We start from the raw sequence: 13871 nt of genomic DNA, 5'->3' as shown, positions 1-13871 counted from the left end.
GTGGTCTGTGGAATAATCGCTGAAAACAACCGGTTCCGCTTTTCCAGGCCGGTTACTCACCTGATTGCCAAGGGGATGCACGGAATGGACGACAATAAGAAAAAGGCGCTCGCGGGCGCGTTGACCCAGATCGAGCGCCAGTTCGGCAAAGGCGCGGTCATGCGGATGGGCGACGCCACCAGCGCCTCCCGCGATGTGATGACCGTTTCCACCGGCTCGCTCGGCTTGGACATCGCCCTGGGCATCGGTGGCCTGCCGCGCGGGCGGGTGACTGAAATCTACGGCCCCGAATCCTCCGGTAAAACCACCCTGGCGCTACAGGTCATCGCCGAAACCCAAAAGCTGGGCGGCTGCGCCGCGTTCATCGATGCCGAGCATGCCCTGGACCCCATCTATGCCGCCAAACTGGGCGTCAACGTGGACGATCTGCTGGTCTCCCAGCCCGACACCGGCGAACAGGCGCTGGAAATCGCCGACATGCTGGTGCGTTCCGGCGCGGTGGACACCGTGGTGGTCGATTCGGTGGCGGCGCTGACCCCCAAGGCCGAGATCGAAGGTGACATGGGCGACTCTCACGTCGGCCTGCACGCCCGACTGATGAGCCAGGCGCTGCGCAAGCTTACCGCCAACATCAAGCGCTCGAACACGCTGGTTATTTTTATCAATCAAATCAGGATGAAGATCGGCGTCATGTTTGGCTGTTTCGATTATGGCGCGCGGGTTGTGCTGGCTGATGGATCGACCGAGAAAATTGGCAAAATTGTCAATCAGAAGAAGCCCGTTGAAGTGCTATCCATGGACTCCGCAACCGGGCGCATCGAACCTCGTCCGGTCGTTAAATGGTTCCGCAATGGTGCGACGGAGGAATGGCTGTATTTCGAGGTGGCGGCCGGCCGTGGTTCCGGGCGACGCAAATTCACTTGTACCGCCAACCACTTGATTTTTACTCCCAACGGCGAACGACGGGCGGGCGAACTGCATGTGGGCGACGAGGTGTTGGCCGCCGCCAAACAATACGATCTGAGCGAAGATCAGCGCCAACTGATCCTGGGTGGTGTGTTGGGCGATGGTTCCCTGCGTTATGCGTCGGAGCAAAATGTGTCCTTCCGGGTGGGGCATGGCGAGCGGCAGCAAGACTACTGCCAATGGAAATGGGCAATGCTGGCTCCGTTCGCCAATAAGATCGGCAAAATGGGTAAGGGTTTTGGTTTCGACACCATTCCGATGCTCCAGCTTGCCGAACTACACCGACAGGCTTATGGCCCGGAAGGTCGCCAGGTCAGCGCGGCGATGCTGGCCGCGCTGGACGACCGGGCGGTGGCGATCTGGTACGGCGACGACGGCACATTTTCTGGCAGTTACGAGCGTTGGGGCCACGGCAAGGCTGAAATTGCCTGCGTCAGTCTCTCCTTGGCCGACAAGGAGCGGCTCGCGGCCCGGTTGGAGGAACTGGGCATGGGGTGTCCCACCGTGCGCGCCCGTTCGTTGCTGTTCAGCGGTGAACGGGCGCGCCTGCTGCATGAGAAAATCGCGCCCTATTTACATCCATCCCTGGATTACAAATTGCACCCCGATTTTCGAGGGCGGTTCCGCTGGAAACCGGATACATCCGATGGTCCAAACGGCAGCCTGCTTGAAGCCCGCACCGAACTGCGGGCGGCGCCGATGCGGGTCACCCGCAAGGAAATCCGTCTCGCTGCCCCGCGCCACCGCATGCGTTTCGATCTGGCGGTGAAGGGGCATCACAGCTATCTGGTGGACCATGTGGTCGTCCACAACTCGCCCGAAACCACGACCGGCGGCAACGCCCTCAAATTCTACGCCTCGGTGCGGCTGGACATTCGCCGCACCGGCGCGATCAAGAAAGGCGACGAGGTCATCGGCAACGAAACCCGGGTCAAGGTGGTCAAAAACAAGCTGGCGCCGCCCTTCAAGCAGGCCGAGTTCGAAATTCTTTACGGCGAGGGCGCCTCTCGGCTGGGCGAGATTATCGATTTGGGTGTCAAGGCGGCGCTGATCGAAAAATCCGGCGCCTGGTACAGTCGCGGCGGCACTCGCATCGGCCAGGGCAAGGACAATGCCCGTAACTATCTCAAGGAAAACCCGGAACTGGCTCGCGAATTGGAAAGCAAGATCCGCGATCATTTCCTGGTCCGTCCCGATGCGGTGCCGGTGACGGCCGAACGAGTCGAGGATGATGAGGCCCCTGGCGCGGCGACCGATGAACTGGACACGGATCTCTGAGCGGGCCGCCACCGACGACCCGGCGGCGGTTCGCGCCAAGGCGCTGGAACTGCTGGCCCGGCGCGAGCATTCCCGGCTGGAGCTGCGCCAAAAGCTAATCCAGCGTGGCTTTCCGGCCGATTGTATCGAACCGGCGCTGGACCAGTTAGTGGAAGAGCGCTGGCTCGATGAGGCCCGCTTCGCCGAACTCTACGCCCGCGGCCGGGCCGACAAGGGCTACGGACCGTTGCGGATCGGCCGCGAGCTACGCGAGCGCGGCGTGCCACGGGAACTGGTCGATACGGTGCTGGCGGAGCTGGAAGGCGACTGGCTGCCCAAGCTGCGGGAACTGCACCGCAAGCGCTTCAAGGCCCTCTTGCCCGCCGATGCCGCCGGACGGATGCGGCAAACGCGGGTGCTTCGCCAGCACGGCTTTACCCTGGACCAGATTAAGCTTCTTTTTGGAGGGTTCAGGGAACAGGGAACAGAAAATGCTCCCGAACCCTGATCTCCAAACCCCGAACCCTAAACCCCAAACCCTAGATTTTTGAAGCCCGACCATGACCAGCAGCGCCGAACTTCGCACCCTCTTTCTCGATTATTTCCGTGATCACGGCCACGAAGTGGTTGCCAGCAGCCCGCTGGTTCCGCTCAACGACCCCACGCTGCTGTTTAGCAATGCCGGCATGGTGCAATTCAAGGACGTGTTCACCGGCCGCGACCACCGCCCCTATCACCGGGCGGCCACCGCCCAGCGTTGCGTGCGGGCCGGAGGTAAGCACAACGATCTGGAAAACGTCGGCTACACCGCTCGTCACCACACCTTTTTCGAGATGCTGGGCAACTTCAGTTTCGGCGACTATTTCAAAAAAGAAGCCATTCATTTCGCCTGGGAATTTCTGGTCGATGTGCTGAAGCTGCCGCCGGACAAGCTGTGGGTGACGGTTTACCAAACCGACGACGAGGCTTATCAGGTCTGGGCCGACGAGATCCAGGTGCCCAGGAACCGCATCACCCGCATTGGCGACAAACCGGGCGGCAAGCGCCACGAAAGCGACAATTTCTGGGCGATGGGCGATACCGGCCCCTGCGGTCCCTGCTCGGAGATTTTCTACGACCACGGTCCCGGCATCGCCGGCGGTCCGCCCGGCTCGCCCGATGAAGACGGCGACCGCTACATCGAAATCTGGAATCTGGTGTTCATGCAATACGACCGCGACGCCGGCGGGGTGCTGACGCCGCTGCCGAAACCGTCGGTCGATACCGGCATGGGGCTGGAGCGGTTGGCGGCGGTCATGCAGGGTGTGCACAGCAACTACGAAATCGACCTTTTTCAACACCTGATCCAGGCGGCGGCGGTGGCGACCGGCGCGACGGATTTGCAGTCCAGCTCGCTGCGAGTGATCGCCGACCACATCCGCGCCACCGCCTTCCTGATCACCGATGGCGTGTTGCCCTCCAACGAAGGGCGTGGTTACGTGTTACGACGGATCATGCGCCGCGCCATCCGCCACGGCTATAAGCTGGGCGCCGAAGGCCGTTTTTTCCACACGCTGGTTGCGCCCTTGGTGGCGGAGATGGGCGGCGCCTATCCGGAATTGGCCCATGCCGAGGCGCAGGTCACGCGAGCCATCCAACAGGAAGAAGAACGCTTTGCCGAGACTCTTTCGCACGGTATGAAGCTGCTGGAGGAAGACATCGCCCGCTTGTCGGGCGCGACTCTTCCCGGCGAGACCGTGTTCAAGCTCTATGATACCTACGGCTTCCCGGTCGATCTCACCGCCGACATCGCTCGCGAGCGCGGCCTGCAACTGGATATGGCCGGCTTTGACCGGGAAATGGCGGCGCAGCGGGAGCGCGCCCGCGCCCATAGCCAGTTCGGCCAGCGCCAGACCGCTGACCTCGATGTTGCCGGCCGCACCGAGTTTCACGGTTACGACCGGCTGGAGGAGGAAACGACCGTGCTGGCGCTGTTCCGCGGCGGCACGGCGGTCGATCAATTGAACGCCGGCGACGAGGGTATGGTGGTACTGGACCACACCCCGTTCTACGCCGAATCGGGTGGCCAGGTCGGCGATAGCGGCTGGTTGCGCGCCGATGGTCTGGAGTTTGTGATCCGCGACACGCAAAAGCAGGGTGAAGGCGCTTTTATCCACATCGGCACGCTGCAACAGGGTCAACTGCGAACCGGCGCCACCGTGCTGGCGCAAGTGGACGCCGCTCAGCGTCAATCGACCGCGCTCCATCATTCCGCTACCCATTTGCTGCACGCGGCGTTGCGCCGGGTGCTGGGTCCGCATGTGACCCAGAAAGGCTCACTGGTGGACCCGCAGCGGCTGCGCTTTGACTTCTCCCATGCCGAGCCGGTGACCCCGGAACAATTGGAGACCATCGAGCGGCTGGTCAACGCGCAAATTCGCGGCAACGTGGCGGTGGACACCACCATCATGGCGCCGGAAGAAGCCATCGCCGCCGGCGCCATGGCGCTGTTCGGCGAAAAATACGGTGACCGGGTGCGGGTGCTGCGGATGGGCGATTTTTCCACCGAGCTGTGCGGCGGCACCCATGTCCGCCGGGTCGGCGACATCGGCCTGTTCAAGATTACCGCCGAAAGCGGCGTGGCCGCCGGGGTGCGGCGTATCGAGGCGGTGACCGGCGAACGGGCGCTGGATCTCGTCTCCGCCCTTCAGGATCGTGCCCGGCAAGTGGCGCAACTGGTCAAGGGCGACCGCGACAACTTTCCCGACAAGGTCCGGCAACTGGTCGAGCGTACCCGGCAACTGGAAAAAGAGATCGAGCAGGCCAAGGCCCGGCTGGCCAGTGGACAGGGCGCCGATTTGCTCGGCCAAGCGGTACAGGTGGACGGCATCAAGGTGCTGGCCGCCCGGCTGGATGGCGTGGACGCCAAGACCCTGCGCGAAGCGGTGGACCGCTACAAGAATCAGCTCAAGGTGGCGGCGGTGGTGCTGGCCACGGTCGAGGATGGCAAGGTGCGACTGGTGGCTGGAGTCACTTCGGCGGAAACCCGACGGCTCAAGGCCGGCGATCTGGTCAACATGGTCGCCCAGCAAGTGGGTGGTAAGGGTGGCGGCCGCCCCGACCTGGCCCAGGCGGGTGGCACCGACCCCTCGAAACTGGACAGCGCTCTGCAATCCGTGCCCGACTGGGTGCGCGGCCAACTTGCCTGAAATCCGCCATTCGGGGCTGGCGAACAACAACCGTTCGCTACCGGCGTGGGCGCGCCATACCAGCCAGCGCGCTGCCTTAAAGCTCTCGCTGTCGCCGGTGCAAGTCCTGCCGGCGATGTCGCGTCCGGCTCGGTTGCTGAATCGCGTCTGGCTGGACGGTCTGCACCGGTAATTCGCCGGCAGCGAGGGCGCGGGTTTGCCGGCTGGCGATGCCGCGTTCTTGCAGGCATTGCAGCAACTCCCGGTGCGCGGCGCACCACTGTTCTTCCATCTCCCGGTCGCGCTGAACCCGCTCGTTCGAGGCGGCGGCGCGGTCTTCGCTGACCCGGACGACGTTCAGGTTCAGGTCGCCGGCGTCCGGCTGGACCCGCAATCGCACGTAGTAGTCGCCCCAGTCCGGCTTTTGAATATGCGCGACGCCGCCTTCGACAAACAAGGTGGCAAAACCGGGTGCCACGTCGTAGCCCAGTTCCGCCAGGGTTTCGCCGATCACCTGTTGCGCGTAGCGGCGGGCCGCGTCCTGTTCTTCCTGTTGGCGATGCTGTTCGAGCGCCATCCGGTGGGCTTGGTTAAAAAGTTGAATCTGTTGGCGCAGTTCAACGGCCAGCACGTCAGCTTGCGGGGCGTGGGCAGTGGTCAGGAAGGCATCGCGCAGCTCGATCAAGGTCGCCGGAGGATGCAGTTGATCGGCGTCGTTCAGGCGGCTGAACAGGCGTTGCCATTCCGCCCGCCGGTCGTTGATGGGGAGTGGATCAAGGCGCGCTTGCAGAACCTCGGCGGCGCTGCGAATCGTGGCGGGTGCATCCTGACTGAGTTCCGCCAGCAGGGTTTTCGCGGCGTGGTTGGCAGCGGCGCGTTCGCTCAACCGTTGCAGATCGGCGTGGGCCTGGAGGAGTTGTTGATTCAGCCGGTCCCGATACGACCGGAGCACGTCCAGCGTGTCGTCGGTGGGCGATGCGGGCGGGATCAGGTCGATGGCGAAGGCTTCAGCGGGATAGCGCTGCTGGAGATCGGCCAGGGTCTGCGGCAGGGTGGACCATTCTGCGTGAATTTGGGCGATGGCCTGCCGGCATTGTTCCCGCTCCCGGTGCTGGCGTTCGGCTTCCAACTGTTGTTGCAATCGGGCGGAATCGACCGTGTAGCGATAGCATTTGGGGCCGCTCATCTCAGGTCAACTCCACGCGGTAAACATGGTCGTCAAGCCGCACCGCTATCACCGTGATCCGCCGGCGTTCAGGATCTTCTTCCAAATGGAACAGGGCGCGGGCCAGCGGGTTGACGAAGGTGGTTTCCAGACGGTTGCCGATACCGCGCCCGCCGTCGCTCAAATCCTGGGTACACCAGACCAGCAATTGTTGGCGCACCGGTTCCGGGATGAGCAGGATGAACTCATGCTCGTCGGCGATCCGCCGGGCGATGTGATCCAGCATCCCGGCGAAAATCTGTTCGGCGATGGCCGGTTGGATGAAGTCGAACACCACGATGTTGTCACCGATGCGGTTGAGGATTTCCGGGCGGCCCAAGGTGAATTTGAAGTAATCGGCGATGGCGGCGCGCACCTGGCGCTCGACCTGTTCATAGGGTTCGCCGGGTTGGACCCGCAGGCGGCGCTGGTCGGTGTCGTCCTGGACGGTGATGCCGAGATTGGAGGTGAAAATCAGGATCGCTTCCGAGAAATAGACGGTATCGCCGCGCCCGTCGGTCAAGCGCCCGTCTTCGAGGATTTGCAGGAATTTGTCGAGAATGCGCGGATGGGCCTTTTCGATCTCGTCAAACAGAATCACGCTGAACGGCCGGGCGCGGACCGCGTTGGTCAGTTCGCCGCCGGCGTCGTAGCCGACATAACCGGGCGGCGCGCCGAGCAGACGGGCGTCGGCGTGCTCGGCGGCGAATTCGCTCATGTCGAAGCGGATGTAGGCGCGTTCATCGCCGAACAGCAGCGCGGTCAGGGCGCGGGCCAGTTCGGTTTTGCCGACCCCGGTGGGACCGGCGAAGAACAGTACCCCGCGCGGGCGGCTGGAAGTTACGGCGGTGTGCGCGCCGGTCAGGCCCATCACTGAACGCATGAGGATGTCCACGGTTTTGATGATCGCCGGCTTTTGGCCCTTGACGCGCTGGCCGATGACCTCGGCGGCGTTCTGGATGCGTTCGCGCAGGTAGGCTTTCTTCCAGGGGTTGTCCAGCGCCCCGACCTGGAAACAGCGCACGGCGTCGCCGACCTCGGCCAGCGGCAGGTGTTGCGCCTCGGCCAGTTGAGCGATAGCGAACAGGCTGCGCAGGCTCAGCCCTTCGGTGAGTTGGGCGAAGCAGTCGGCGAACGTGCGCTGCTGTTCGGCGGTGGCCTGGGCGTGATCGGCGAAGGAGGACGCCAGCAGTTCGGCGGCGTGGCGACGCGCGTCGAAGTCGGGCGGTGAGAGCGTCAGGCGGTGGAGGGCTTCGTTGTCCAAGGTGAGCCAGGAAGGCAGATCGGTCTCGCGATGGCACAGCCAGAGCAGTGGATTGAACAGCGGAGGACGGTCCGGGGCGGCGATCACGGGATGCGCGACGTAGGCGAGTTTTTCGCAGGCGGTGAAGAATTCATGTTCGGCCTCGCTGAGTTGCTGGACGCTGACCGGCACCCGCGAGGCGTAGTCAATGACGGCGGCGGCGCGCACCGGGGCAGTGATCAGCGTGCGCAGGACGGTGGGCAGGCGGTTGAGACTGATGGGAACCGGGTGGCCCTGGAAATCCTGGTTGAGCGTGCGTTGCGCGAGTTGCCGAGTCGTGGGGGTGTCGGGATGGAGGCGCAGCCCGTCCACCCGGTCGTAGACCAGCAGGTATTGATAGCCATGAAGGGCCAGCCCTTCCCAGAGACCGTCCAGGATCGGCAGCAGGACGGTTTGCCCGTCGAGGGGCGTCAGGAACAGATCGCGGATCGGCCCGGCGAGCAGGAATTGCGGGCGAATGCCGAGCAGGCGGTGCAGGTCGGCGATCCAGCGGGGCCAAGGGGGCGCAGTGGTCATGGGAATGAGAGTCGGTGTGAACGGGTTTCCGTTCTTGTCTAAGGGAAAGATCAAAAGCGCCTACCGCGAGGGTTCTCCCGGTTCGAAGCGTTCGAGTCGAAGACCATCAACCGCGCTAAAATGCTTCGTATTCGCGGTCAGCAGGGTCAGTTGGTGTTCCAGTCCGGTGGCAGCAATCAAGGCGTCACCCAATTGTAAGCCATGAGATAGCCCTAACTGCTCCATTAAAACGATGGCGCGTTCGGTAATGGCCGGTGTGAGGGGTAAGCGTTCGGCTTTCCGTAAGGCAAGGCTTTTTTGCAAGGCCAGTAGCTCGGTGCGATTGCGCATCCCCTGTAACAATTCCATGTAGGTGACTGCCGATAAAGGGTTGTGTTCGCTTTAACCGTGTGAGGTATCACAGGTACGAGGTCCGGAGGGCGTGAAACAGGAATTGCTGAGGCGTGAGGGTATCCTTGAAGCGGTCGAGCAGGCGCCGCCAGCCCAGATAATTGGCGAGGTATTTGGTGGCGACGCCTCGGAAGCGGGTCATCCAGGTCTTGAGGCTGGAGTCGTAGCGGTTGACACTCTGCACGTGCCAGACGCCATCACCGCCGTGGCCGTGGTAGGCAGCGATAAAAGAGCCCGATGCCACGCCCAATTCCTGGGCCACGGTCCAGTAGGCCGCATTGCCATCCGTACTCAACACCGCGTCAGCGCTCAGTACCGGCCGCAACGCTTCGGTCAGCGCCACCGCCGTACCGTGGGCCAGCATCTGGTCGAACGCGATGGAGGTCCCGCGCTGCACCGCCACCACCACCGTGGTCTTCTCGGCGCCGGTGCCGTCCTGGGCCTTGCCACTCCGCTGCTTCGAGGGACGAGGCAGCCCTTGGCGTTGTCCTTTGTAAGAAACCGGGAAGACGGTTTCATCCACTTCCACGACGCCCGTCAGGAGTTCAGGCTTCTGCGTGCTCAAGAACTCCAGAAATTTATGTCGCCAGCGGAAGGCTTTTTGTGGAGAGATGGCCAAGCGCGCCGCCGTCTTGCGAACCGACAGGCCATCCACCATGCAAGCGGCGTTCTCCAGCAGCTGCGTTTTGCCTCGCAGCCGATGAAACGGCGTCCCGGTCAGCGCGGTGAAGGTCTTGCCGCAGCCTTTGCACCGGAATCGCTGCGATCCGAACTCGACGCCATGCTTGACCACCGTCGTACCCGCGCAGTGCGGGCAGCATTGGCGCTCCGCCAGGCGTGCCATCACCAGGCGCTGTACGCCGTCTGCGTCCTTCCGTTGCTGCATCGTCTCCAGCAGTGCTTCGAACTGCTCGTCCGTGAGCCCTTCCAGACGTGCAACGATCTGTTTGTATTCGGTTTGTTCCATGTTCAGCCTCCGGTTCGTTTCGCCATTGTACCGGATACACGGTTAACACGAACACAACCCGATAAAGTTAGCCCGGAAAGTTGATCGAGACGTTGTGTGGCTTTTGGATAACCTCGCAAATGCCAAATCAGTACATCGGTGTCGATGAGCATGGTTCAACCTGGATCACGCGAACCGTTACGGCGGTAGCGAGGAGCGCGTAGGCGTCTTACAAACGCGGCAACATCCGTGGTTGCATCGTAATCTCGCCAGATGCCAAAAGCCGGGTCGTCGGTCGTGAATGAAGGTTCTGGTTGAGTCGGCTTCCGATCTTCCATATCGATGCGCACGGTCACGGTTTGCTCTGGCTCTGCTTGGAGTCGTTGCGCCCATTCTGGTGGTAAGTCGCTGACTTGCAGATTTTCAATCGTTAAGGTAGTCATCGGTTAATCCTCATTCTGTTTTCAAAAATTGTATTATTTTGATTAAAATTATAGCCATCGATTTCAGTAATTCCCCTCCTTGGATAAGGAGGGGTGGCGCGCAGCGCCGGGGTGGTTCGATCTTTTACGCCCGTGCCCGCCGCCGAATCTCCGACAACACCCCCGCTAAATTCTCCATCACTTCACGATTTGCAAGCCGCACTACTCGCAATCCCAGGCTGACCAGATATGCTGTTCGTTCGGCATCCTGTTGTTGGGCAATTTCGCTATCGTGAACGGACCCGTCGAGTTCAATCACCAGTTTGGCGGCAGGGCAGTAAAAATCGGCGATAAAGGGGCCGATGCTGGGTTGGCGTCTGAATTTTAGACCGTCGAGTTGGCGGTGTTTCAAGGCTTGCCACAGGCGGATTTCGGCGGGCGTCATGGTCGAGCGTAATTCTTTGCGGTGCGGTTTGAGTGCTTGGACGTTGTGTAGCTGCATGATGTGGGCCTGTGCATCGAACCACCCCGGCGCTTCGCGCCACCCCTCCTTATCCAAGGAGGGGAAAAAGTCAGTACACTCACTCCACCAACCTAATCTCACTATATTGCCCGGCGTATTTCTTCTCCCAAGCAATCAATTCACCGATGGACATTTCAACAGAAACAGTCTGAAGGGGTTTCCATAAGAGCACTTCTCCTCTATCATTACTATAATAGTTTCTTCCTTTCCCTCCAGAAAAATTTGAATAACTGCCACTTACTATTAGTTTGCTATCGAAACTAATAGCAATAGTTCTTATTTCATTAGCATACCCCTGCAAGATCGCGACGCATTGCCGATCCTCCACCCGCCACAACCGCACAGTCTTGTCACCACTGCCACTCGCCAACAGCCGCCCGTCCGGGCTAAACGCCACGGCATTTACTGAACCCGTATGCCCCTGCAAGGTCGCGATGCATTGCCAGTCCTTCACCCGCCACAGCCGCACGGTACTACCATCGCCACCAACCAGCAGTCGCCCGTCCGGGCTGAACGCCACGGCATTGACCGAACTCGTATGCCCCTGCAAGGTCGCGACACATTGTCGATCCTCCATCCGCCATAGCCGCACAGTCTTGTCACCACTGCCACTCGCCAACAGCCGCCCATCCGGGCTAAACACCACGGCATTTACTGAACTCGTATGCCCCTGCAAGGTCGCGACACATTGCCGATCCTCCACTCGCCACAACCGCACGGTATTGTCACCACCATAATCACCACTGCCACTGGCCAGCAGCCGCCCATCCGGGCTAAACACCACGGCATTTACTGAACTCGTATGCCCCTGCAAGGTCGCGACACATTGCCGATCCTCCACTCGCCACAACCGCACGGTATTGTCACCACCATAATCACCACTGCCACTGGCCAGCAGCCGCCCATCCGGGCTAAACACCACGGCATTTACTGAACTCGTATGCCCCTGCAAAGTCGCGACGCATTGCCGATCCTCCACTCGCCACAACCGCACAGTCTTGTCACCACTGCCACTCGCCAACAGCCGCCCGTCCGGGCTGAACGCTACAGATAAAGTTTTCTGATCATATAATTTTGCCTTCTCGCACTCCCACTTGAATAACGCATCCGACTGTTCCCAACTTTCCGCAGTTATTTGCCAGCGGTAAGGCCGCACCAAATCTTCCTTCAAGAGCAACGTATCCTCATAGCGTGGGGTGGTCAAACGAGCTTGCCAGCGCTGCAATACTGGATAAACGGCGCTATTGGCTGGCGTCTGTTCCCACAGGGCGTAGTATTGCTTCAACACCTCAGCCAAGGCACTGATTCTTTCCCGCAAGGCGCTAAATGCCTGTTCCACCGCTTGCGTATTACCATAACCGCCTTCACGGATGTTGTTCTCAAAATCGTCCAAGTCTTTATTAAAATCCGGGCTGTGGTGCAAAATGGTAAATTCTTGCAACAGGGCTTGCAGTTGAGGGGTAATACATTGGCGAATTTCAGTGGCGATGGGCAACCACTGCATCACGATCCGCAACGCCAGCGCAGCGCCACCACTCAGCGGCAGTTTCAACAAATCCGCCAGCCACGTCGGGCAATGAATAAGTTGCTTCGCCAAGGTTTTTATTTCGGCTCGGAGTTCGACTGGCGACATCGCCGCCAACAGCAAACCAGGCATCACCACCGCTAATTCTGGCTTGAGCTTCTCCGGCACCCCATAGGCCAGCGCCGTTTGCCATGTCTTCTCATACTCCGTGATCATTCGCCACCAAGCGTCTTGTATCCGGCGGCATTCCGCATAATCGGCACTGGCGTAAATCCCCATTACATCAACCGGGCCTTGAGATAGCTCCCATAACAACTTCTGACTCACCGCATCACCGCGATTCGCCGCATGGGCCGCTGCCATCAAATCATCCTGCGCCAGACTCCACTGCTTCCACACGGGCGGCAAATCGGGCGCGAGCTTGAGCAACACTCGTAGCAACTGCTCATCGGCGCTCATGTTCTTGGCATCCAGCACATCCAGAACAGCCCGCGTTAAATCCTGATCGCCCCAATCATTGCGGAGCCAGTCGGTGATAAACCCTCGTTGCAAGTCCTTGCTGGCGGTCTCCCACTGCTTGGCCATTTGCGTCGCCAAATCGCGCGCCGTCCAACACTCCACCCCGCCCAAGCGATAGAACCGGCGAGCGCGGGACGCGCCTATTTCGGACAGCCCTGCATCCACCGGCAACCGCAACGTCGCATCCCCCGCCAGCCACCGTTCAATCTCCGCGTGGCCCCAGCGCTGTTTCGGATCGCGCAGCAACAACCCCCGGCACAGCGTCCGCCACGGTTCCGCCACCCCGCCGCAATCCACCGGCTGCGTCACCAACTGATAGCTCAACACCGCCTCCGACAGCCCGGCGAACGGATGCCGTCCGCTCACCGCCTCCAGCACCACCATCCCCAGCGACCAATAATCCGCCGCCATCCCAATCACCCCGGTCGCCGCCTCCGGCGCAGCATAGCGCAAGGTCCGCGCCGTGGTCGTGAAGTGCTGGGTCGCTTCCGTCACCGAGGCAATGCCAAAATCGGTCAAGGCAATCCGCAGCGGCTCCCACTGCCGAATCAGCACATTCTCCGGCTTGATGTCCCGGTGCAGAATGTCGTGTTGATGCAGCACCGCCAGCGCCGCGCTCAATTCCCGCACCAGCGCCCGCACCGATTCCTCCGCCAGCGGTCCCGCCGCCAGCCGTTGTCGTAACGACCCGTCCGCCACATACTCCAGCACCTCATAGCCGTGCCCCTCGGCCTGGCCATGCTCCACCAGCCGAATCACCTGCTCCGGGGCCACCGCGCTGATCCGCGCCAACACCTCGGGCTTAACCACGATCCCGTAGCGATAAATCTTGATCACGTACCGCTGCCCGTCGACTAACGCCTCGACCAGTAGCAAATCCGCCTCGCCGCCCGCCGCCGGCATCGGCTGCACGATCCGGTAGCGCGCCGCCAGCGTCGCGGGCAACTGCATCAGGGTGCGCGGCGACGGAGCATCATCGCGAACCGTCAGTGCGGGACCGTCCAAGCGGGTGACAGCCACATCATCATGCAAGGTCAGCGCGGGAAACGGTTGCGGGTCAGTGGGCTGCGACATGAAAAAAACTCCATGAATAATATTGAGACAGTGCCTTTCATTTTAGACGGTTTGCGCCA

The 13871-nt window shown here is 61.3% G+C and carries 10 protein-coding genes; 3 read left to right on the top strand and 7 right to left on the bottom strand.

Features of this window, described 5'->3' with window-relative positions:
- Positions 1-75 precede the first annotated feature (75 nt).
- The 3 genes from recA to alaS are packed head-to-tail and all read left to right on the top strand — an operon-like array spanning position 76 to position 5411.
- A complete protein-coding gene (gene recA / locus IPM89_15580) occupies positions 76-2244 on the top strand; it encodes a recombinase RecA (GenBank protein ID QQS54198.1) in 2169 nt (722 codons plus the stop codon).
- On the top strand, positions 2222-2731 hold the full coding sequence (locus tag IPM89_15575; protein ID QQS55972.1) for a regulatory protein RecX: 510 nt from the start codon (positions 2222-2224) through the stop codon (positions 2729-2731). Before recA ends, IPM89_15575 begins: the two co-directional genes overlap by 23 nt.
- A 52-nt stretch (positions 2732-2783) precedes the next feature.
- Positions 2784-5411, top strand: coding sequence for an alanine--tRNA ligase (gene alaS / locus IPM89_15570; GenBank protein ID QQS54197.1), 2628 nt, complete (start codon positions 2784-2786; stop codon positions 5409-5411).
- 76 nt (positions 5412-5487) lie between these two features.
- Here the strand turns inward: alaS and IPM89_15565 are convergent, their stop codons facing one another.
- The 7 genes from IPM89_15565 to IPM89_15535 form a co-directional block, all read right to left on the bottom strand.
- On the bottom strand, positions 5488-6576 hold the full coding sequence (locus tag IPM89_15565; protein ID QQS54196.1) for a hypothetical protein: 1089 nt from the start codon (positions 6574-6576) through the stop codon (positions 5488-5490).
- A 1-nt stretch (position 6577) separates the two neighbouring features.
- A complete protein-coding gene (locus IPM89_15560; protein QQS54195.1) occupies positions 6578-8413 on the bottom strand; it encodes an ATP-dependent Clp protease ATP-binding subunit in 1836 nt (611 codons plus the stop codon).
- Positions 8414-8473: 60 nt separating this feature from the next.
- Positions 8474-8743: a PIN domain-containing protein gene (locus IPM89_15555; protein ID QQS54194.1), complete on the bottom strand. Its 270-nt coding sequence runs from the start codon at positions 8741-8743 to the stop codon at positions 8474-8476.
- A gap of 67 nt (positions 8744-8810) precedes the next feature.
- On the bottom strand, positions 8811-9770 hold the full coding sequence (locus IPM89_15550) for an IS1595 family transposase (GenBank protein ID QQS54193.1): 960 nt from the start codon (positions 9768-9770) through the stop codon (positions 8811-8813).
- A gap of 155 nt (positions 9771-9925) precedes the next feature.
- Positions 9926-10192: a hypothetical protein gene (locus tag IPM89_15545; GenBank protein QQS54192.1), complete on the bottom strand. Its 267-nt coding sequence runs from the start codon at positions 10190-10192 to the stop codon at positions 9926-9928.
- Between the two features lie 124 nt (positions 10193-10316).
- Positions 10317-10673, bottom strand: coding sequence for an endonuclease domain-containing protein (locus tag IPM89_15540; GenBank protein QQS54191.1), 357 nt, complete (start codon positions 10671-10673; stop codon positions 10317-10319).
- A 79-nt stretch (positions 10674-10752) separates the two neighbouring features.
- Positions 10753-13812, bottom strand: coding sequence for a serine/threonine protein kinase (locus IPM89_15535; protein QQS54190.1), 3060 nt, complete (start codon positions 13810-13812; stop codon positions 10753-10755).
- Positions 13813-13871 lie beyond the last annotated feature (59 nt).

This window comes from Candidatus Competibacteraceae bacterium, assembly GCA_016699715.1.
Classification (GTDB): domain Bacteria; phylum Pseudomonadota; class Gammaproteobacteria; order Competibacterales; family Competibacteraceae; genus Competibacter.
The sequence above is the reverse complement of the archived record's forward strand: the minus strand, read 5'-3'. Positions and strand labels throughout refer to the sequence as shown.